The organism is Maribacter sp. 1_MG-2023, assembly GCF_030547005.1.
GTDB lineage: Bacteria > Bacteroidota > Bacteroidia > Flavobacteriales > Flavobacteriaceae > Maribacter.
Genome location: NZ_JAUOPN010000009.1, coordinates 1 through 22,306, shown reverse-complemented (window position 1 = coordinate 22,306; position 22,306 = coordinate 1). Strand labels below are relative to the sequence as shown.

21 protein-coding genes are annotated in these 22,306 nt (G+C 34.5%); 9 read left to right on the top strand and 12 right to left on the bottom strand.

Going from position 1 to position 22,306, the window contains the following annotated elements; all coding sequences use genetic code 11:
* Nucleotides 1–171: 171 nt before the first annotated feature.
* The 3 genes from Q4500_RS11260 to Q4500_RS11250 all read right to left on the bottom strand — a co-directional run bounded on the left by Q4500_RS11260 (nt 172) and on the right by Q4500_RS11250 (nt 2,013).
* Nucleotides 172–969 (bottom strand): TIGR00266 family protein, encoded by a 798-nt coding sequence (locus tag Q4500_RS11260; RefSeq protein WP_303599759.1) that lies wholly within the window; start codon nt 967–969, stop codon nt 172–174.
* 64 nt (nt 970–1,033) lie between these two features.
* The gene (locus tag Q4500_RS11255) at nt 1,034–1,312 is read right to left on the bottom strand and encodes a hypothetical protein (protein WP_303599758.1); all 279 of its coding nucleotides are present in this window, start codon (nt 1,310–1,312) and stop codon (nt 1,034–1,036) included.
* A gap of 239 nt (nt 1,313–1,551) precedes the next feature.
* The gene (locus Q4500_RS11250) at nt 1,552–2,013 is read right to left on the bottom strand and encodes a DUF4442 domain-containing protein (protein WP_303599757.1); all 462 of its coding nucleotides are present in this window, start codon (nt 2,011–2,013) and stop codon (nt 1,552–1,554) included.
* A 194-nt stretch (nt 2,014–2,207) separates the two neighbouring features.
* Here Q4500_RS11250 and Q4500_RS11245 point away from each other — a divergent pair, with 194 nt between their 5' ends.
* From Q4500_RS11245 to Q4500_RS11215, 7 genes are all read left to right on the top strand, one after another.
* On the top strand, nt 2,208–2,690 hold the full coding sequence (locus tag Q4500_RS11245; RefSeq protein ID WP_303599756.1) for a DUF4870 domain-containing protein: 483 nt from the start codon (nt 2,208–2,210) through the stop codon (nt 2,688–2,690).
* Nucleotides 2,691–2,872: 182 nt separating this feature from the next.
* Entirely contained in the window at nt 2,873–3,208 is a 336-nt protein-coding gene (locus tag Q4500_RS11240; protein WP_036158368.1) for a PadR family transcriptional regulator, read from the top strand.
* Nucleotides 3,209–3,210: 2 nt separating this feature from the next.
* A complete protein-coding gene (locus Q4500_RS11235; protein ID WP_303599755.1) occupies nt 3,211–5,001 on the top strand; it encodes a PspC domain-containing protein in 1,791 nt (596 codons plus the stop codon).
* Nucleotides 5,002–5,114: 113 nt separating this feature from the next.
* On the top strand, nt 5,115–5,846 hold the full coding sequence (locus tag Q4500_RS11230; RefSeq protein WP_303599754.1) for a head GIN domain-containing protein: 732 nt from the start codon (nt 5,115–5,117) through the stop codon (nt 5,844–5,846).
* Nucleotides 5,847–6,100: 254 nt separating this feature from the next.
* Entirely contained in the window at nt 6,101–7,114 is a 1,014-nt protein-coding gene (locus Q4500_RS11225) for a dipeptide epimerase (RefSeq protein ID WP_303599894.1), read from the top strand.
* Nucleotides 7,114–8,157, top strand: a complete 1,044-nt coding sequence (locus tag Q4500_RS11220) for an aminotransferase class I/II-fold pyridoxal phosphate-dependent enzyme (protein ID WP_303599753.1) — start codon at nt 7,114–7,116, stop codon at nt 8,155–8,157. Before Q4500_RS11225 ends, Q4500_RS11220 begins: the two co-directional genes overlap by 1 nt.
* 128 nt (nt 8,158–8,285) lie before the next feature.
* The gene (locus Q4500_RS11215) at nt 8,286–8,732 is read left to right on the top strand and encodes a hypothetical protein (protein ID WP_303599752.1); all 447 of its coding nucleotides are present in this window, start codon (nt 8,286–8,288) and stop codon (nt 8,730–8,732) included.
* A 72-nt stretch (nt 8,733–8,804) separates the two neighbouring features.
* On the opposite strand, the gene trxB is transcribed toward Q4500_RS11215, so the two are convergent.
* Nucleotides 8,805–9,782, bottom strand: a complete 978-nt coding sequence (gene trxB, locus Q4500_RS11210) for a thioredoxin-disulfide reductase (protein WP_303599751.1) — start codon at nt 9,780–9,782, stop codon at nt 8,805–8,807.
* A gap of 221 nt (nt 9,783–10,003) precedes the next feature.
* Here trxB and Q4500_RS11205 point away from each other — a divergent pair, with 221 nt between their 5' ends.
* Nucleotides 10,004–10,699, top strand: coding sequence for a LytTR family DNA-binding domain-containing protein (locus Q4500_RS11205; protein ID WP_303599750.1), 696 nt, complete (start codon nt 10,004–10,006; stop codon nt 10,697–10,699).
* A gap of 10 nt (nt 10,700–10,709) precedes the next feature.
* Here the strand turns inward: Q4500_RS11205 and Q4500_RS11200 are convergent, their stop codons facing one another.
* The 8 genes from Q4500_RS11200 to Q4500_RS11165 all read right to left on the bottom strand — a co-directional run bounded on the left by Q4500_RS11200 (nt 10,710) and on the right by Q4500_RS11165 (nt 20,226).
* Nucleotides 10,710–11,846, bottom strand: a complete 1,137-nt coding sequence (locus Q4500_RS11200; RefSeq protein WP_303599749.1) for a formylglycine-generating enzyme family protein — start codon at nt 11,844–11,846, stop codon at nt 10,710–10,712.
* Between the two features lie 49 nt (nt 11,847–11,895).
* Nucleotides 11,896–15,087, bottom strand: coding sequence for a glycoside hydrolase family 2 TIM barrel-domain containing protein (locus Q4500_RS11195; protein ID WP_303599748.1), 3,192 nt, complete (start codon nt 15,085–15,087; stop codon nt 11,896–11,898).
* 226 nt (nt 15,088–15,313) lie between these two features.
* Entirely contained in the window at nt 15,314–16,873 is a 1,560-nt protein-coding gene (locus Q4500_RS11190; RefSeq protein WP_303599747.1) for an arylsulfatase, read from the bottom strand.
* A 62-nt stretch (nt 16,874–16,935) separates the two neighbouring features.
* Nucleotides 16,936–17,976: an alkane 1-monooxygenase gene (locus tag Q4500_RS11185; RefSeq protein WP_303599746.1), complete on the bottom strand. Its 1,041-nt coding sequence runs from the start codon at nt 17,974–17,976 to the stop codon at nt 16,936–16,938.
* 159 nt (nt 17,977–18,135) lie between these two features.
* Nucleotides 18,136–18,357, bottom strand: a complete 222-nt coding sequence (locus tag Q4500_RS11180) for a hypothetical protein (RefSeq protein WP_303599745.1) — start codon at nt 18,355–18,357, stop codon at nt 18,136–18,138.
* A gap of 51 nt (nt 18,358–18,408) precedes the next feature.
* Nucleotides 18,409–18,663, bottom strand: a complete 255-nt coding sequence (locus tag Q4500_RS11175; protein WP_303599744.1) for a hypothetical protein — start codon at nt 18,661–18,663, stop codon at nt 18,409–18,411.
* Between the two features lie 198 nt (nt 18,664–18,861).
* Nucleotides 18,862–19,341 carry a hypothetical protein gene (locus Q4500_RS11170; protein WP_303599743.1) on the bottom strand — a complete coding sequence of 160 codons (480 nt, stop codon included), beginning with the start codon at nt 19,339–19,341 and terminating at the stop codon, nt 18,862–18,864.
* Between the two features lie 78 nt (nt 19,342–19,419).
* Nucleotides 19,420–20,226 carry an Imm49 family immunity protein gene (locus tag Q4500_RS11165; RefSeq protein WP_303599742.1) on the bottom strand — a complete coding sequence of 269 codons (807 nt, stop codon included), beginning with the start codon at nt 20,224–20,226 and terminating at the stop codon, nt 19,420–19,422.
* Between the two features lie 493 nt (nt 20,227–20,719).
* Between Q4500_RS11165 and Q4500_RS11160 the strand changes: the two genes are divergently transcribed.
* The gene (locus tag Q4500_RS11160) at nt 20,720–22,192 is read left to right on the top strand and encodes a hypothetical protein (RefSeq protein ID WP_303599741.1); all 1,473 of its coding nucleotides are present in this window, start codon (nt 20,720–20,722) and stop codon (nt 22,190–22,192) included.
* The last annotated feature ends 114 nt before the right edge of the window (nt 22,193–22,306 follow it).

The window sequence follows — 22,306 nt, the reverse complement described above, 5'->3', positions numbered from 1 at the left end:
GTGTGAAGTGTTCAGTATCAGACTTTATCTGTTAGTTTTTGTATATAAAATACATGTTATAAAAAAATAGTATTCATCTCTCATGTAAACATTGAAACGTAAATCACGCTTGCAATTAAATGAGTTATGGACACTAAAGGAATAAATTACTTGAAAAACAGCGAAGAACTACTAAAACCTAGTATCCCCTCCAACAATATCTCCTAAAGTACCTAGAATACTACCTTCTCCTTTATCTTTTCCTCCTCTTGGTATAGATGCTAGTACCCTTCCTGCTAAACGACTAAATGGTAAAGACTGAATGTACACAGTACCTGGCCCGCGTAGGGTTGCGAAGAATAAACCTTCTCCGCCGAAAACTGTATTTCTAATTCCGCCAACGAATTCAATATCGTAATCTACTTCTTTGGTAAACCCTACAATACAACCGGTATCTACTTTTATAACTTCACCCGGAGCCAATGTCTTTTTTGCCAATGTACCACCAGCATGAACAAACGCCATACCATCACCTTCTAATTTCTGCATGATGAAACCTTCACCACCAAAAAGACCGCGACCAAGTTTCTTTGAAAATTCTATACCTACAGTTACTCCCTGAGCTGCACATAAAAAGGCATCTTTTTGGCAAATGAAACGACCACCCATTTCAGAAAGGTCAATTGGTAGAATTTTACCAGGATATGGAGAAGCAAAACTCACTTTCTTTTTACCCTGACCTATATTTAAAAATGCAGTCATGAACAGACTCTCGCCCGTAAGCATACGTTTACCTGCAGAAAAAATTTTACCTAAAACGCTATTATCCTGGTTGCTACCATCACCAAAAATGGTGTTCATTTTAATATCGGTATCCATCATCATAAAGCTACCAGCTTCGGCAACAATTGCTTCTTGCGGGTCTAGCTCAATTTCAACATATTGCATTTCTTCCCCAAAAATCTCATAATCTATTTCGTGTGCGTTCATATGTATTTTGTTTTTGATTGATGCTTATTAGTTCCTACAATGCTTGGGTTTGTTACACTAAACCTTAATTTTCTTTAAGAGATTTCAAAAACTGTTCTGCCTTTTTCGACCCAATAAGATATTTCTCGCCATTTTTAAGTGTAAAAGCAACCCCTTCTTTACCCTTTACATTATATACGGTACCGTACTTTTTAGTTTTTCTAATACCATAACCTACAAAATTATAATCGATATTTTTAGCCTCGTTAATATCACTTAGGTTGATTACTCTTTTGAAGAATAATAGATGACAAATTTTAATTTCATTGTTTAACACGACAACTTTAAGTTTAGATAATGCCAAAAATAAAAAGGTAAGTATATAAATTAGTACGAATATAAATTGAACCATTGATATTCTACCTGATATCCAAGATATACTGACATTACCTGAGTCGTTCAAACTAGGACCACCGTACAAACTAATTAAGGTACTTATTATATTTAAAACAGTTAAGACAATAGGCGCAAGGATAATTAACCATAGCCGTCATTGCGTGAATTCTTGTATTTCCTTAAACTTTATACCCTCTTTCATTGTGACTATTTTTTCTTCTTCAACCTCAACGTCCACTCAAACTTAAAGGTACTTACCACTACTCCATCCGTATTTACTCCAACAGATTTCATCCAAACGGTTTGTCCTTCTCCGGTGGCAATAGTTTTATCTAGAGCTTCCTTAATTAGGTGTCCGTCTTCACATGTAAATGTTATTCTACCTGTTGCTTTCTTTGAAAAATTAGCGGTATTGTTCGCTACTAACATCGAAATTTTCTTACCTGATGCTTCTATTTGATCTATCATTAAAGCCCCTGTTGTCAACTCTGCTGCCATACCTTGTACTGCCCAAAACATAGAATTAAACGGATTCTGATTAAACCATCTGTGCTTTACCGTTACTACTGAACGGTTTTTATCTAATTCTCTTAAACGTACCCCACACCACCATGCAGACGGTAGTTTAAAAAATGAGAACATGTTGATTTTACTAGCTGTTACCGCCATATTATATTATAATTTTTATAAAAATAGCCATTATTAACAGCATACTCAAATGTTAATATATTGTTAAATATTAGTACTATGTGTTACATAGTACCTTTTTTTAGACATATATTTGCATAGGAAGTTAATAGGTAATCAAAGTAATTAGCTTTTACATAGTATTATAATCAATCATCATCAGTAACGAATCAATCATGACAGAATCAGTAACAAAACACGAAAGAAACCTCTCTGCATTAATACATGCAAGTACGTTCTCTAAATTCTTTATTCCGTTCGGGAACTTCATCATTCCTCTTGTATTATGGACGGCAAGTAAAAAGGAATATGAATTTGTAGATCATAACGGTAAACAAGCGCTGAATTTTCAAATTAGCATACTCCTCTACTCTATTCTTGTAGGTATGGTTAGTATCCCTTTTTTCTTAGGTGGCTTTCTTCCTAATATTTTTGACTTTGATCATTTCAGCTTTTCAAATATTCACAGTTTCAACAGCATCAATTTTAATTTTGATACTGACGACCTTTTTGGTCCATGGATGGTTCCTGTAGCATTATTAGGTCTTGCACAATCGGCATTATTTATTATCAATATCGTGTATACCATACTGGCTACCATAAAAACAAATGAAGGGGAAGTTTTTGAATATCCCTTCACTATAAAATTTATTAAATAGCATCATCAGCTTACATTATATATCGGGTATTCATCACACCCTTAAGAGTTTATTAATCAATCAAAAATCAATCAGGATGTTTATTCATCAAACAAAAAACGAACAGTTAACCTATGCAGACAACAGAGACAATGGAGCAATCCCCTCCGAAAGAGGGACTGCATAAAAAGCAAAAAGAGATTATGAATGTAGAAAATACAAAAGCACAAATGCGTAAAGGGGTTTTGGAGTATTGTATCCTGTCCATTTTAAATGGGCATGATAAATATGCTTCTGAAATCTTAGCTACGCTTAAAGATGCAAAAATGCTTGTAGTAGAAGGTACTATCTATCCACTACTGACCAGATTAAAGAATGCGGGACTTCTGAACTACCGTTGGGAAGAATCTACTTCTGGACCGCCACGAAAATATTATACATTAACCGAGACGGGTAAAATATTCCTTAAAGAATTAGATACCACTTGGGACGAATTAAGAAAAGCCACCAACCTGGTAACCAACTCAAAAAACAGCTAATCATGAACAAAACAGTAAATATAAATTTAGCAAACATGCTCTTCCATATAGACGAAGAGGCATACAATATAATGCGTAGGTATTTAGAATCTGTAAAACGTTCTTTTGCCAACACACCGGGCAGCGATGAAATCATTGCCGATATAGAAGCTCGTATAGCCGAACTTTTTCATGATAAATTAGAGAATGAAAGACAGGTAATTACTCAAAAAGAAGTAGACGAGGTTATCGCCATAATGGGGCAACCTGAAGATTACATGGTCGATGAAGACATCTTTGAAGATGAGCCTAAAGCCAAGACTGCTTCAACCAAAGAAAGAGTAAAGAAATTATATAGAGATACCGAAAAGAAATATGTTGCCGGTGTATCTTCTGGTTTAGCGCATTACTTTAGTATTGATCCGTTATGGATTCGCTTACTTTGGATTTTCTTGACTATTTTCACTTGGGGCGGATTCATCTTTATATACGGTTTACTTTGGATCCTTATTCCTGAAGCTAGAACAACTGCTCAAAAATTAGATATGAGCGGAGAAACGGTCAACATCAGTAATATTGAGCGTAAAGTTAAAGAGGGTTTTGATGACGTAGCGGATCGTGTAAAAAGTGTTGACTATGAGAAAGTAGGTGACACCGTCAAAAAAGGAGGTAAAACGATTTTTGACACCTTTGGTGATATCGTAATGTTCCTTTTTAAAATCTTCGGCAAATTCATTGGTATTCTTTTAGTTATCATTGGTGCCGCTACATTAATAGGTCTTTTTGTAGGTATGTTTACTGTGGGTATTTTAGATATTATTCATGTACCTGGTATTGATTTCTATAATGTAGTTAACTCTACCAACTTACCTATTTGGGTAGTATCGTTACTAGCATTTTTCGCTATCGGTATTCCGTTTTTCTTCTTAATGTACTTAGGATTAAAAATATTGGTAAACAACTTAAAGTCTATTGGTACCATTGCTAAATTCTCTTTATTAGGATTATGGCTGATTTCAATTATATGTTTAGTCGTCTTTGGTATTAGAGAAGCTGCGGCACATGCGTATACAGGTAGTACTTCTGTAGAAAGTGAAATAACTTCCATCATGCCTTCAGATACTTTGAATATAAGATTGGTATCTACAGATGAGTATGATTATGAAAAGGATATGCACATGGGCGATACCTTTATTTCTTATGATGAAGCTGGTAACAAGGTTTTGGTTTCTGATGATGTTAGATTCCGTATTCGTAAGTCTAAAGACACTTTGGTTCGTGTTCAAATTAGAAAAGAAGCTGACGGACCGTCGAATAGAGAAGCAAAAGATATTGCTAGTCAAATTATCTATGAATATGAAGTAAACGGTAATACCATCTCTTTTGATGATTATTTGACCACACAGGGTCCTAAGTTTAAGGATCAAGAGGTACGTGTTAATATATTCTTGCCAGTAGGTACCATTTTAACCTATGACCAGACAAATTTTAGAGATTGGATTACGACTGTAAATACCGATAGAGATGTTGAAGGTCTAGAAGGCTATATCTGGAAAATGACCGAAAGCGGAGAACTTGAATGTCAAGACTGTCCTGATTTTATTGAAATGGAAGATGAAGATGATACGGGTTCTAATCGCATCAATATCAACGAAAATGGTATCGATATCAATATCAATGATAATGGCGATAAAGGGAAAATTATTATCAATGAAAACGGAATTGATATCAACGTAAATGATAACGGAGAATCGTTTAAAATGAAGTTAGATGAGAATGGTGTAAAGGTTAACACCAACGATAGTATCAACTAATTACAGTTCAGACCTCTAAAACAACAATTCAGTATTTATAAATAGAAAAGGAATTAAAAAACAATCAATTTTACATCATCATAAAATAGTAATCAATCAAAAAACGAACAATCATGACAACATTAGTAAGAATAACAGTAGCACTTGTATTAGCCCTATTACTTTCATCTTGTGGCTTTGATATTAACTTCGGAGATTTTGGATCTGGCGAAAAAGGTAACGGCGTAGTCGTTGAAGAAACTAGAGAAATTACTGGCGATTTCACAGAAGTTTCCAGTTCTGAAGGTTTAGAGGTATTTGTTACCCAAGGTGCTGATTTTGATATTGCCGTAGAAGCAGACGAAAATATCATTGACTTAATTGGTACAGATATTAAAAATGGAAAATTAAGAATTCACAGTATAGAGAATATTGGTAGAGCAACCAAAAAAGTTTACGTAACCATGCCTAATGTAACCAGCTTACGTGCGTCGAGCGGAGCTCACTTAACCACTGAAAATAAGATTAAGTCAGACAAATTAGAGATCGATGCTAGTAGTGGTGCCATTATAAATGCAAATGTGCTTGTTACCAATATGGATATAGATGCCAGTAGCGGTGCAAATATCTCATTAGAAGGTACTGCAAAAGAAGTTTATGTGGACGCAAGTAGCGGAGCAAATATTAGAGCTAAAGACTTATCAACTTTGGTAGCTACTGCAGATGCTAGTAGTGGTGCAAATATTAGCATCGATGTTACCAATGATTTAACCGCAGAAGCTTCTAGTGGTGGTAATATATCATACAAAGGCGACCCATCGGTTCAAAAGAACAAATCGGTTTCTGGTAGCGTGCACAAATATTAAAAATCACATCAATCAATTCAACTTTAAAACCCACTGAAATATCAGTGGGTTTTCATTTTGTAGTCAATGAACTCATCTAGACTTTCTCTTTTACCTACGAATTATACATTTTGCACACTAATTTTGTCATTTTTAAGTTCCGTAGCTATGGCTATGCAAATAAAAAATGACTTCATTAAAGCACAAAAGCCATACTTCTCGGTTCCAAACAAAAAATCAAGATGAGTTCAATACCTAATCTGTATATTAGTGGTATGCAAGTAGACCTTAAAAAATATACATTACCATTAAAGCACACCTTTAGCATCTCAAGAGAATCTCATGATTTTCAAGATACTATGATTGCTTCTTTAACTTTAGACGGAAAAACGGGTTATGGAGAGGCTACCTCTAATCCGTATTACAAAATTACTACACAGAGTATGATGGCAGAAATTAATGCCATTTCTTCTGAAATTCAAGAATTTGAATTTACAAAGCCAGAAGTTTTTCATGCCTTTTTAGTGAGTAAAGGGTTATCTAATTTTGCTATTTGCGCTTTAGACTTGGCTGCTCATGACCTTTACGGCAAATTACTTGGTAAGCCGTTATATGAGATTTGGGGTACCAGTATTAAAGAATATCCTACTACAAATTACACTATTGGTATCGCTTCCATTGACATTATGTTAGCTAAAATGCAGGAGATGCCTTGGCCTATCTATAAAATTAAATTAGGTACTAGCGATGATGTTGCTATTGTTCGCGAATTACGAAAACATACAAATGCTATTTTTAGAATAGATGCCAATTGTGCTTGGACCGCTACAGAAACTATTCACAATGCCCCTCTTTTAAAAGAGTTGGGAGTGGAATTTTTAGAACAGCCATTAAAAGCTGATGATTGGTCTGGTATGGAAGAGGTAATGCACCATAGTGTTTTACCTGTAATTGCCGATGAAAGCTGTATTGTAGAAAGTGATGTAGAAAAATGTGCACTTCACTATAGTGGTATTAATATTAAATTGACCAAGTGTGGCGGACTCACCCCTGCCCTGCGCATGATTAAGAAAGCTAAAGAATTAGGTATTAGTGTTATGGTGGGTTGTATGACAGAATCTACCGTAGGCATTTCAGCTATTGCGCAATTGATTCCGCAATTAGATTATGTGGATATGGATGGTGCTTTGTTATTAAAAAGTGACATTGCAACGGGAGTTCATATTGAACCTGACGGAAAAGTTATCTTCCCAAAACTAGCCGGTAGCGGTGTTCAATTGTTAGATTAATGTTTACTATTGATGAATTCCCCGATAGAACTATTGCCATTAGCGGTAAGAAATACCTATACTTTGGCGGCACCTCATATTTAGGACTACAAACCGATGCCGAGTTTCAATCGCTATTCATCAATAACATTAAAAAATACGGTACAGCTTACAGTGCTTCTCGTAAATCTAATATTAGAATATCAATTTTTGATGAAATAGACGCCCATTTAGCTGAAATAATTGGTAGTGAAGCTTGTGTGACGATGTCGTCTGGTTATCTCGCTGGTCAATTGGTGTGCAACTATTTTAGTAAACCAAATTACCAACTATACTATGCGCCAAATACCCATTCTGCCTTATTTAGAAATCAGCAAGAAATATTTGAAAGCTGGACCGAGCTTGAAAATGCTATCAAACAGCATTCTAACGAAACACCTGTACTCTTTTTAGATAGTATCGATTTTCATGGTGATAATTATCCGCAGTACAACTTTCTTAAAAAACTACCACTAAAAGATATAATTCTAGTTGTAGATGATTCTCACGGGATAGGAATTACTGGAGAAAATGGTGGAGGAAGTTTTAAATTTCTACAATCTCTGGCACCGAAAGAACTTTTGGTTTCTTGCTCCTTAGGTAAAGGTTTTGGAATTCAATCCGGAGCAATATTTGGCAGTAATAATATGATTAATGGGTTAAAAAACACACAGTTTTTTGGAGGCGCCAGTCCCGCTACACCTGCTGCTTTAGCAACTATAAAAGATGCTCACGCTATTATAGCAACCAAACGAATACAGTTAAATGAAAATATGGATTTGTTCTTGAAAAATTTTTCAGGCAAGTCTCTTTTTGTCTATGCAGAAGGGCATCCGACCTTTAATTTTCAAAATGAAATCCTTGCTAATTACCTGGAAGTAAACGGAATTATAGTTACTAATTTCAGGTATCCCACAGAAAATGATTCCCTCATGAGTCGTATTGTTATAAGCGCCTCACACATCAATGAAGACATTTTAAAGCTTTGCACCATTCTTAATTCATACACTTCAAACCTGCAATAATTACTACAATTACCTAATTATCATTATGTTATTCGTAATTATTGATGCTGTTTTTTGTTAAATTCTGATATTTAATTCGTATCTTTTTAGTAGACATTCACTCTATTATTAACTAACACCTTACCACTATGAAAAAAATTATAGGATTGGTATTGTTGATGCTTCTATTGGTATCGGCCGCCTCAACAAATTCCATCAGCGAAAATTACATGCATACCATAGAAGGTACATGGGAACTGGAAAGTTTTTATAATTATGACGGACAACAGGTTATTGACACTGTACCAACTGCCGATGGGTACAGACAGGTTAAAATGTACTATAACGGTAAAATTATGTGGTCGAGATATGTACCTGTAGATAAAGTAGGCAGATTCGGCTATGGCAGTTATAACATTACTGACGACAGATTAATGGAAACGTTAGAATATGGTGATAATGAAATGATTCAAGCCATGGATACTATGCGTATTTTCACTTTTGAACTACAGCTTAGCGACGATAAATTCAGTCAAATAAGCTTAGATGAAGAAGGCAACAGAACATTCTCTGAAAACTATGTAAGAATAGATTAACTAAACACATTCACCAAAAAAAGAGCCCATTCTAAAGAATGGGCTCTTTTATATTTTATAGTATTCTATATACTAGTATTTATCTGCAATTGCCTCTTCAACAGAACCAATAGATGCTAGGTAACGCTCTGCATCTAAAGCAGCCATACAACCTGATCCAGCAGCTGTAACCGCTTGTCTATACTCTTTATCTTGAGCATCGCCACTAGCGAACACACCAGGTAAATTAGTTTTGGTAGACTTACCTTGTGTAATAAGGTAACCCGTCTCATCCATATCTAATTGACCTTTAAATATATCGGTATTTGGTTTGTGACCAATAGCGATAAAAATACCAGTAATGGCAATTTCTTCTTTCTCGCCTGTTTGGTTATTCACCATACGTAAACCTTCAACTACCTGCTCACCTAAAACTTCATCAACCTCAGTATTATAACGAACATCGATATTCTTAAGGCTATGGACTCTATGTTGCATTGCTTTTGAAGCTCTCATTTCATCTCTACGTACCAACATCGTTACTTTATTACAAATGTTAGCTAAATAAGATGCTTCTTCTGCTGCTGTATCACCTGCACCGACGATTGCTACATCTTGTCCTTTATAGAAAAAACCGTCACAAACTGCACAAGCAGATACACCACCGCCACGTAAACGTTGCTCACTAGGTATATTTAAATATTTAGCAGATGCACCCGTAGAAATAATAATAGTTTCAGCTTCTATTTGCTTGTCATTATCTGCAACTACTTTATGAATACCTCCTTTTTCTTTTGAAAACTCAACTGAAGTAATCATACCAATTCTAACTTCGGTACCAAAACGCTCAGCTTGTTGTTGCAATTGCACCATCATTGTAGGTCCATCGATACCTTCTGGGTATCCTGGAAAGTTATCTACTTCAGTCGTGGTGGTCAATTGACCCCCTGGCTCCATACCTGTATACATAACAGGTTTTAAATCTGCACGGGCAGCATAAATAGCTGCTGTATACCCTGCAGGACCAGATCCTATAATTAATGTTTTTACACGTTCTATTTTATCAGACATAATATCAAGTGGTTCTATTAAATTCTCTACAACAAAAGTAGGTTTTTGAGCTAAAAACTTACAATATAGTTATCAAAAGTTTTTATACGAATATTAGCTATGAAGATAACTATTTACTATTTTTCGCCTGTTTTTCTAACTTTTTGTTCAAATTAAATTGAAGAAAAATGAACTTTCCCCCATTCTTTACGTATGTATAGTAGAACTTATATTATTATCGAATGAAAACCTTTAAATGCGCTATCATAGAAGATTCTAACACGCAGCGAAAACTTCTTGAGCAAATTATTGACAAAAATAAAAGCTTAAAGCTATTACATTCTTCTAGTGCAAGTACTGAAAGCTTAGCAGAGGTAAATGCCTTGAAGATAGATTTCTTGTTTCTTGATATTGAAATGCCCGTAATGAACGGATTCGAATTTTTAGCCGGACTAACAATTCAACCGCTGGTAATTATTACTAGTCAGAATCAGAAATATGCCCTTGATGCTTTTGAGTTTAATGTGACCGACTTTCTTTTAAAGCCTTTTAGCAATACTAGGTTTGAAGCTGCGATTACCAAAGCCATTGATAAGGCGAAATCGATAAAAAAGAAACAACCCGAAAGCAAATTAGTAGTAAAGCACAATCTTAAGCAGGTGGAACTTAATGTGCATGGCATATTATATGTGGAAGCTTTGGGCGACTATGTAAAAGTTGTTACTGAAGAGCGCAACTACATTATTCTCTCTACCATGAATGCTTTTAATAAAAGACTTGGCTCTGAGAATTTTATACGAATTCATAAATCGTATATCGTTAATTTAAAAATGGTAGAGCGCTATAACCACGAATTCATTGAAATTAAGAATAAGAAAATTCCAATTAGCCGAGCCAAAATAGTTGAACTCGACCAGCTTTTAAATTGTCTAGATTAAGCTTATCGCTTTACTCTATTTCTAAGATATCTGCGGTAGCAACTGTTCTAAACCCAGTGTGCTCTAAAGAAGAATCCATACTAGAGCCCATTCTGGCAGACACTCGGTAACTAGCGCAATACGATGCACTACATAAAAAAGAACCGCCTTTTATTACGCGTTCTTTTGCTAATGGATTATTTGGTGTAAACGGAGTTTCTGCTCCTGTAGGATTTACTAAAACTGTATTTCTATCTTTTATCTCTTTATAGTAGTTGGTGTTATACCAATCACTCGTCCATTCCCAAACATTACCTGCCATATCGTATAAACCATATGCATTTGGAGGATATGATTTTACAGGGGCACGCAACTCGAATCCATCTGCTATAGTATTTTTCACAGGAAACTCACCTTCCCAAGTATTTGCTTTTTCCCTTAAAACAGATTCGTCATCACCCCAATTATAGATGGTACCATAAGAACCTGCTCTAGATGCCAGCTCCCACTCTGCCTCTGTTGGTAAACGTCTATTTGCCCATTCGCAATATGCCAAAGCATCTTCATAAGATACCTGCACTACGGGATAATTGTCTTTTCCCTTAATGCTACTTTTAGGTCCGTTTGGGTGTTTCCAATCTGCACCAATCGTCCAGTTCCACCATTGTGAGAAGTCATATAGATTCGGGACTGTTGATTTCGCTTTTTTAAACGTTAATGATCCTGGTTGCAATATTGAATCGTGTGGTTTTTCGGTACCTGGTGGTACTTGCTTTTTAAGTTCTTCCCAATCAATTCCCTTTTCGGCAACAGTTACATAGCCCGTAGCTTTTACAAATGCTGCAAATTGAGCATTGGTTACTTCTGTGACATCCATAAAAAATCCGTCAACTATTACATCAACTGCTGGTTTTTCATGATCCATTGCCGCTTTATCAGTATCTACTGCTCCTTGCTTAAAAGTTGCACCAGATACCCATACCATGCCATCGGGAGCAGTTACTCCTTCAGGTTTTTCGTTCAAAATTGTATGTTCGACTACCTGTGCAGTTTCTTCAACCTTCGCAGCAACTTTTTCTTGGACTTTGTTTTCTTTGGGTTCTGACTTACAATTTACCATTCCAAATATCAGTAAACCCAAGCCTAAAAACTGTACACTTTTATTCATGTGCTAAATATACTTTCTCTTCTTTAAATTCTAGTCAAATACTGCGATTTTAACGAATGGGACTAATTACATATTCAAAAGAAAGGTTCTCAGGTTGAATCTGATATTTCTCCATCGGTAGTAATCCCCAGCTATTATCACCACCAACACCCATTTGACTATGATCAATATTGATATTGATTAAATCTCTTGTTGGTATATCGTAAGTGTGCTGCTGTCTTTTTTGCATACCTTCATCAAAATCTGAATTCAACTGATGATGCGCACTGAAAGAGAATAATTCTGGAGCGGTGATTTTTATTCCTTTTCCGTTCTTATTTTCGAATGACAAGGTTCTTATATCGGTTCTGTTTCCATTCTCTTGCGGACGAATATATTTGAAATATAAATCAGATACTTTAGCGTCATACACACCTACCAAAGCAGAAGTATTACGATCTAAATAATTTTCGTGTTCTCCTCTACCATACCATTCTACTTGGTCGTAGCTGTTATTAATAATTAGATTATTACCAAATTTTGGCATAATTGGTAAATCGCTGCTCATACCTTTTAACTGGGTGCTAACCAATATTTCTCCATTAGAATTAATGGTATAGGTTACATTTACCTGACCATTTACAGAAGGTAATTCGTAATCTGCACTCAGCTTTAAATCTTTTCTAATTTTAAACGGATTAGCAGTTAGTTTAACAGCATCTATAATCTTTTTACCCTCATTTGAGTTTACTTCTAGACTCATGATATTTTGTGTATCGGTAGCTTCTTTCCATTTCTTTAAAAGTTTAGGCATATTGTAGCCATAATCATTATCATTTGGTGCTCTCCAAAAATTTACGGTCGGTCCTTTTTGTAATAGGTTCCCTTGTCCGTAATCGATAGATGATAAGGTACCGTCTTTACTATTGAATCCGATTTCAAATCCGTCACCTTTTACAATAATGGTTTCATCTATTTTAGTCACATTCAAGCCCTCTATATTTTCTTCAAAAACAGATGGATTAAACTCTGTTAACTGAAACTGCTCATAAGCCAATAAATAATGCTCAGGTATTAAGGCACTTTCTTTTTTTGTAGTCATATATACATTCAAATGATATTCAGAACCTGAATTTGCCAATTCTGGTAAGTCTATTTGAACTTCTTTAGTTTCATACGGGGCGATATCTACATCAGCAATTTTTCCTTTCCCTACTTCCACTCCATTTTCCAATAATCTCCATGAAAAAGCATATTCAGATAAGTTGGTGAAATCATACATGTTCTTCAAACTGATTTTTCCAGATTTCGAATCTTCAGCCTTAAACTTCACATATTGATACACTTTCTTCACCTCATACAAAGCCGGATGCGAAGAACGATCAGGATCTACCAATCCGTTCAAGCAGAAGTTATTATCATTCTGTAATTCTGCTCCGCCTAAATCACCACCAAAGGCATAAAACTCCACACCATCTTCATTGGTCGCTTTTAATCCTTGATCTACCCAGTCCCAAATAAAACCACCTTGTAATACATCATACTTTTCGATAGCATCCCAATACTCTTGTAAGTTACCTACGCTATTCCCCATCGCATGTGCATATTCGCACTGAATTAATGGTCTCTTCGGGTCATTTTCGGCATAGGCAATAGTTTGATCTACCCTTGCATACATAGGCGCCTGTATATCTGTATTCGAGAAATTAGTCGCTCCTTCATACTGTACGGGTCTGGTAGTATCATGAGCTTTCAACCAGTCGTAAGTATCAAAAAGGTTTTGACCGTTACCGGCTTCATTGCCTAATGACCAAGTTACGATCGATGTGTAATTTTTATCGCGCTCGAACATACGAATCGTTCTATCTAAATGCATTTCTCTCCACTCTGGGCGGTATGCTGGATGAATGGCAATTGCGGCTTCATCACCATCTAAACCTTGGTTAGTCGCTCCCATACCATGAATTTCAATATTGGCTTCATCAACTACATAAAAGCCGTATTTGTCTGCCATTCTATAGAAAAACTCGTTTTTAGGATAGTGACTGCAACGAATGGAATTGATATTGTTTTGCTTCATTACCTCCATATCTTTCAAGGTAATTTCTTCGCTAATAACATGACCGGTAACTTCGTCATGATCATGAAGATTTACCCCTTTTATCAATACAGGCATACCGTTAACTAAAAACTGGTTGTTTTTGATTTCAATTTTTCTGAATCCGATTTTAGAACTGATCGCTTCGGTGGTGTTTCCTTTTTTATCCTTGAATGTAAAAAGTAGCGTGTATAAATTTGGCTTTTCAGCATTCCATGTTTTTACATCGGGAATTTCTTGTGCGAATTTTATTGTGGTCGACCCTTCAACAACATCTATTTTCTGGTCTACTTTAAATATCTCTTTAGCACCATCTAATAAGGTAACTTTTACTTGAGTACCTTTTTGCTTTTTGCCTGTATTTTCTAGTTTTAAATTTAAACTGAATTTACCGTTGGTATACGTATCATCTAAATCTGCCACCACCGTATAATCTTTTATGGTCGCTTTATTAGTTGCATATAAATACACATCTCTGTCTATACCGCTTAAACGCCAAAAATCTTGGTCTTCTAAATAACTGGCATCTGACCAACGTAATACTTGAACGGACAAATCATTTTTGCCCTCTTTCAGGTATTTCGAAATATTGAATTCTGCAGGAGTTTTACTGCCTTCGCTATACCCCACCATTTCTCCGTTCATATATACATACATGGCACCACTTACGCCGCCAAAATGCAAATACACTTCTTTACCATCCCAATTTTTAGGAGTTTCAAAACTGCGTTTGTAGCTACCTACGGAGTTGATATCGTGAGGAATAAATGGCGGATTCTTAGGAAAAGGATACACGACATTTGTATAAATTGGTGTGCCATGACCCTTAAGTTCCCAGTTAGATGGTACCGTAATTTTATCCCACCCTGAGGTATCGAAACCAGCATTGAAAAATGTAGTTGGGCGTTCTGGTACGCTTGCGGCATAGTTAAAATCCCACTCACCATTTAAAGATTGATAGAAAGAGGAATTCTCCCAGCTTTCATTAGCTAGAGCCGACGTTGCATTTTCATAACGATATAAAGATGCCGTTGGATCTTCGCGATTGATTTGAAAAATTTCCGGATTCTCCCACTCCGGATTTTCCCATTTCGGAGCTTGTGCATTTATAAATGCAGTGAATAAAAAGATGCCGAGTACGCAAATTTTAGTACAGTTTTTCATGTTCTAGTTGTTCAAGTGTGTTAGTTTCAAAGTATACGAATTCACTACCATTATAATGATTTCGCATTTTAGATGTTGTAATTTATGGAAATTCATATTTTAATACCTGAATATTTCAGATACTACCAAATATTCCATCCTTGCAAAATACAATTAAACTTGCGAATTTGAAAAGGATACCATGTTGTAGACCATATAAAATGATGCTCTAACAAACGCTATGTTCTTAATCACTTAATAATCCGTTTTCTAGCATTGGAATCTGAAAACGTTCGGTATCTGGTTTGGTATGTTCTTTTTTGAATATTGCTGCCGCCTTTTCTAAAATCTCAGGATAATCTAAAGCTATATTATTCTTTTCCGTAGGGTCGCTCTTTAAATTATACAACTCTAAGGTTGGTTGCTCGTCATCTTTTAAATGTTGACGAACTACTTTAAAATCGCCCATTCTAATCGCTACTTGTCCGCCATATTCGGGGAATTCCCAATACATAAACTCATGCGCTACTTGGTTCTCCTCGCCCAATAATGTGGGTAAAAAACTGATTCCGTCTGTTGCTGGTTTTTCAAAATCTAATATATCTGCAAAGGTTGCCAGCATATCGTAATGTGCAGAGGCGTGATTGCTTGTAGTACCTGGCTTAATTTTACCTGGCCAGGTAAAAAATGTGGGTACTCTTATTCCACCTTCATATACAAATCCCTTTCCTTTGCCATACTCCCCTTCATAAGGTTTAGCACTTTCAAAAAATGCTGGATCTGTACCACCTGCATAACTTGGTCCGTTATCTGACGTAAAAACAATCAGTGTATTCTCATAAATACCTTCGTCTTTTAACTGCTTTACCAACTTTCCTACATTCTCATCAAAATAGGAAACCATGGCGGCATAAGCTGCATGCGGAGTCTGGTGCGAAAAATAACCATTACCCTCACCTGATAAATATGGCTCTTCTGGTCCGAACTTCTCTCTATAATAATCTACCCAACGCTGCGGAGCTTGTAATGCCACATGCGGAATGGGAGTTGCCCAATACAAGAAAAACGGATTGTCTTTATTTTCTTCAACAAATCCAGTAAGCTCTTTGAACATTAAATCGGGCGCATAATCTGTTAACGTATAGTCTTTATAGCTCTCTGGATTCTTTGGATCTAACCCTTTAGGGAAAGGTGAACTTGGTGCAACCGTATCATTAGCCAAATGAACGCGGTTTTTGTTCTTATACAAATGCAATGGATAATAGGTATGTGCCTGTCGTTGACAATTGAAGCCGTAGAAAAAATCAAATCCCATTTCATTGGGTATGGAGTGTGTATGCGGTGCGCCTAATCCCCATTTTCCAACTAAACCAGTCTTATACCCTTCTTCTTTTAAATAATTGGCAATGGTCTTGGTTCCTTTCGGAACTGGTCTTTGCCCTTCTAATGTAGAATCTTTTGCCATGGCGTTATAGTTCCAAACATCACCACGGTCGTTCCACTCATCATTACCACGTATAAAAGAATTACCCGCATGCTTACCGGTCAAAAACATATATCTGGCAGGTGCACAAACGGGAGCACTAGAATAATGCTGGGTAAAAATCATGCCCTCTTTTGATAGGGAGTCTATATTAGGAGTTTCTATTTTCTCTTGACCAAAAGCACCAATTTCGGCATACCCTAAATCATCTGCCAAAATGTAAATGATATTTGGTTTTTGCGGTTTTATATCCTCAATTTTCTTTTGATCTTGACAAGAAAAAAGCTGAATAGCTATAAAAAGTATTAATAGTAGATTTTTCATTTTTGGTGGATAGGTTGTTGGCTGATTTTACTAACTATAGAAAGGTAGATAATATAAAATTATCAAACTCTCATTTCCTTAGGTACTCGCTTATTCATGATTGCAAACCATAATGGCGGACATAAAGAGAGTACCATAGATGTGGGATACCCATATGCCATTTGCGGACTCTCATCGTGGCAATCTAATATTTGATATTTTTTTGAAGATTTATAGTGGTGATCGCTGTGCCTTGTTAACTCATACAAAACAATTCGCCCAACTACGTGGTTAGAGTTCCATGAATGCATTTCGCGAACACGCTCATATCTACCAGATTTGGTTTTATGTCGCAATAAACCATAATGTTCGATATAGTTTACGGTTTCAAGCATAATGAAACCAACGATACCCGCTAAAATTCCAAACAATAGTACTTTAGGACTGAAGAAAAATAATATAGCCCCTAAGTAGATCATCTGGAAAAATGTATACCAAAGCATATCGTTTTTAAAGGAAAAAAAGCCTTGATTATTACTCTTCAATAGTCTTTTCTGAATTTTCCATGCATTAAAGTATTGTCGAATACTTGAAGTAAACCAGAAAGAATACACACTTTGATTGTATTTGGCAGTAGCCGGATCTTCTGGTGTTGCGGCATGCAAATGATGCCCGAAATTATGTTCAATATAAAAATGCATGTAGTAGCTAGGTAATAGCAAAGCCTTACCAATAAAACGCTCGTTGGTACTTTGTCGATGACCGAGTTCGTGGGCTACATTTATACCATTAGTACCTAAAACAATACCTACAGAGAAAATTAAACCTAAAAATTCATATGTAGCCAGATTTTGCGTGTTCACAATGTAAAAACTCCATAGTAACAAACCAATAATAACTGGTAAATTGAGGTACAGAAGCCAATCAAAAACTTTTCGTTTTAGTTTATCTTCCACTTCAACTTCATTTAAATTGGAAGTTTCTACAGGTAGCAAAAGCTCTAAAATGGGTATAATTACAAATGCATAAAAAGGCGTTAAAAAGGTAAAAATTCCTTTAAAGTATAAACCTATAAAAGCAACTAAGGGCAAAGAAAATGCAGCTAGGTATTTTAAGTCTTTCATAGAGGTTACAGTGATTTAATTTATCAAGAAAGCAATAGTTATATCGTGTTTATTTGAATCTGTAATAAACTTAATGACAGCTGACTAAAGCTAAGCAATTTACTTTGATAAATTAAATTTATTGATGCAAGCCACACTTTTTAGGCACAAGTTTTATTATTATTTTTGTTTCAAGTTATAGATATTAATGAATTTATATAATTCATCTTCCATATCTGCTGTAGGAAAATATTTATCCATTTCCGAGTCGTATTCTACCCACTTTTCTAATCTCGAATCCTTTGCAAAAGAAAATACACTTTGTTTTACTTCATCAGTTTCTTTGGAGATTTCGTCATCATTATCTTTATAGCTGTTAAGCATCCATTCACCACAATACATTATCGTAAGCAGAGTTTTATATTGCTCTTTTGTAAATTCTATTTTCATATCCTATTCAAATGGCTCTTTTGGGAGTTTTTGTAAATTCTCAATATATCTGGCATTATTGTATGGTTCATTGGTTTTCATAATTTGATATATTTCAACAGAAACACATTGTCCAATCATTTGTCTAGCTTGAGAATCATCAAATCCCTGAGCCCGCAATCTATCCAATGTAATTTTCGTTTCAGGAGGATTGTTATCCTTAAGTTGATTTTTTATTATTTCAAAAATTTGATTTCTTAATAATTCGTTCGTCTCCATAATTAAATGTTTTGCCAGCTATTGTAAGCAATAGTTTAAGATAACAAGTTATCGTATCCAACTAACTTACCACTAATAAATAACACAAAAAAAAGCTCAAGAATCTTTTTTTTGAATCTATGAGCCTAGAATAATATTGTCTCAGATCAAAGAAGAATTCGTATGTTTTTCACCTCAGTTCTTTGTTAGCAATAGTTATTATACCGTTCCAGAATGTAATATTATCAGTTCTGCATTTTTTTCATCACTAAGCGATTTTTCTAAAACTTCTTTTCGTGAAAAAAATAGTGCATTTCCAACTTTAATTTCGCTTAATTTATTGTTTTTAATAAGGTTTTCTAGCTGTAAAATAATTGTGGATTCCTTTATCCTGTATATTCCAGCACTCCATGCATGATTTCCCATAGTCATACTCCAATTATCTTGAGATTCTGACATTAGTAAAGAATAATCAATATAAGCTCCTGGGTCTGTAGGTGATGGATGAACTATATCGTGAATGCCAAATTCAATATTATTAGTTCTAAAAATTTGTATTAGGCGTGGAATATCACTTAAAGAAAAGTTGTCACCTATTAATAATTTATTCCCTTCTATAGTTAATCCAGAATTATTTTTTACAAATTCAGTTAAAGTCATTCTTTTGCTTTTTATTTTTTGTTCGAAAGCTAAACCCATAAGATTTAGCGATATTATAAACCCGCTTGCAGAAAAGTATACAAAGACCTTAATTCAGCCCAAAACTCTTCATTATGTTTAGATTTTGTTAGCAACAGTTATTATTTCTGAATACTTTTTCAAAGGTGATAATTCTAATAGGTCAATAGGAATTAACGGGTTATCGATTTTTATGTCGAATCCATTAATCTTAGCTATTTTCAGATAGCCAATAGCCGGGTAAGAAATTAATTCAGGAAATCTGTCATGTTGATTTCTGTAATTATGTTCTTTTGTCAAAAGAAATTTTTCAATAGAAGATTTAATCTGATGCTTGTTCTTCGCTATTAGGTTTTCATAGAATTCTAAATCCATAAGCATTCTTTGATTCATCTTCTTTTTTAAAGTTTTAGATTTAAATATTTTTAAATTTCCCTTAAGTTTATCTATATCTTTATTCATGGAATTGAGCATTAATTCAGAATAAATACATTCTTGACCATTTGCAACCCACGATTTATAATCTGTTTCTATTGTTTTGTTTCTGCTGACATAACTAATTGGATAGTTGAAATTACCGTATGTATTAATCAATTCTAAATTGTCTGAAATTGCAACATTTGATATAAGTGTCCTAGCTACTTCAAAAATTCTACTTCCCTTAGTAAGCTGAGCTTGTTTAAGTTTATATTTCCCCTGTAGATTAAGTAGGTCTTTTGTTTTGTTTTTGTCATTCTCTACAAAATATGAGTGGATTGCATATAGAAATTGCATGCCAGCTAATAAACCATATATGTGTCCTAATTCATTGTTATTAATGTTCGCAATCAAACCAGCTTCTTTACTCTTTAATAGGTTAACAATTTTATTTATGTGCTCTATTTCTTCTTCCCTTGTTCTTTTCATAATTATTGCTAACGACAGGGCTATGATCAGTGTCCTTTTTTCAGGCTAATATGTTTTTAAGGACATTGATTATAGGACCTGTTGTAAGTGGTTTTATTTTAATTTTACTTTTTTTTGTCCAAAGCTAAATCCCAAAGATTTAGCGACTTAGTAAATATACACAGACCTTTCGATTTAGCCCAAAACCCCGCATTACGTTTAGGCATTGTTACCATTTGTTGCGAAACACAACAGTAAGCCCAGGCTCTTTACGCAGATTAATCAATGAAGATTCCTTTTTCGATTGCGTAATGATTGCTCAAATTGGAACTTTCTGTAAAAGGTTTGAGTAAAATTCATTTACCCAATCTAGCTAAAAAGTCCATTCTCGTAACAGTTGCATGTTTTTTGTCCATTTGCTCGGACTTGCTCAAAGTCTATAACTTAACCGCTATAATTCTTTGAAAGAAAAATATTATTAATTAATTAACGTTATAATTTGAAAAATTAACCAATGCAAAAATCATTTCAGAATTTCATTATTGTTTTCTTAGCATTTAATATGCACGGTATTGCTCAGGAATTATCGCAAACTCTTGAGATAAAAGATGGTTTTTATATTTACAATGATAAAGCGCATCAAAAAAATAGTTCCTTAACCCTGCTACAAAAAAACAAATCTTCTAAAAAAAAGCAAATTATCTTTTCTAATATTAACTCCGAACTTGAAATAAATAATTTTAATTCAAATAATAAATTAGGAGCAGGATATTTTCAAAAAGACTCACAATTTGCAGATTACTTTTATTCCCCAAGTGGAGAAAACTTTGTCTTTTTTGATGGTAAAGATTATATTAATATTAACGGAGAAAAGAAGATAAGCGATATTGATTTAAATGGGGATATTGAGGAAAACCCCAAATACAATAATATTAAACAAAAATGGGTTGATGTTATTTCAAAAGAGTTCTTAACTGATACACATATTATTTCTTTAGGTAGGAAAACAGGTTCAGAGCATAGAAAAAATGGCGATTTTAAAGCTATTGAAATTTATATTTATAAAAAGGAATTAAACAGTTTACAGGAAACATATAATAAACTAGAGTTGCCTGAGGGATATTGGTTTGCGGGTAGAAATCCAAAGCTTTTTTATTATAACAGTAAGTATTTTATGCTGAAATATACTGTTGAGGGTAATAAAGAATTAAATTCATATCACGTTTTAAAATTTGATTACAAGGGAAAACTATTATCAAATATCAAATTAAGCTCTAAACCAACTAATGATAAAGAAAATTTCGCGCTTGTAAATTATGGGGCGGATGCTTTCACAGAGTGGAATAGAATTAGCTCGGGAGGTCATGTAGAAAGTACTTTTTATAGAGCGAATATTAATTCATTTGGAGCAATAAAATATAGTGAAATCGACAACTCTTTTTATTTAATTTCCGGCTTACAAATAGAAAACGAAGATGATGGTTTTATAGTGACCAAATATGATAACACAGGTAAGCTAGATTGGATTCGCAAGCATTTAATAACGGATTCCAATTTAGTTATGTCCAATAGCTACAATAGGCATTTATATTTAGATATTTCAAAAGATTATGCAGGTGTTAGTTACTATACAAAAAAAGGAAAGCGTCAATGTAAATTCTTTTTACTAAATAAAGATGATGGCGAATTAATTGTTAAAGAAGAATTTAAGAATTATGATTTTTATAAACTTAATGGTTTAAATGACTACAATTACAATGGTTTATATTCTAGATTTATTCTTAAAGATTCATTTACAAAAAAAATACGACTAAATAGGCAAACAATTTTGGGAACTATTTTTAGTGAAGACTTTAGAAAATTCGTTACTAATAGTAGCGAAAATGGTAAAGACCAAATGATTGTCTCTTATTTTACTTCAAAAGGTGTTGCTCTAATTAAAGCTGAAAAGAAAAATCCTAAGATGTCAGTTTATAGTTTCCAGTAAAATTTAATTAGTAATTTTAATAATGAGCTATAAATGGTAACGACAGGGCTATGATCAGTGTCCTTTTTTCAGGCTAATATGTTTTTAAGGACATTGATTATAGGACCTGTTGTA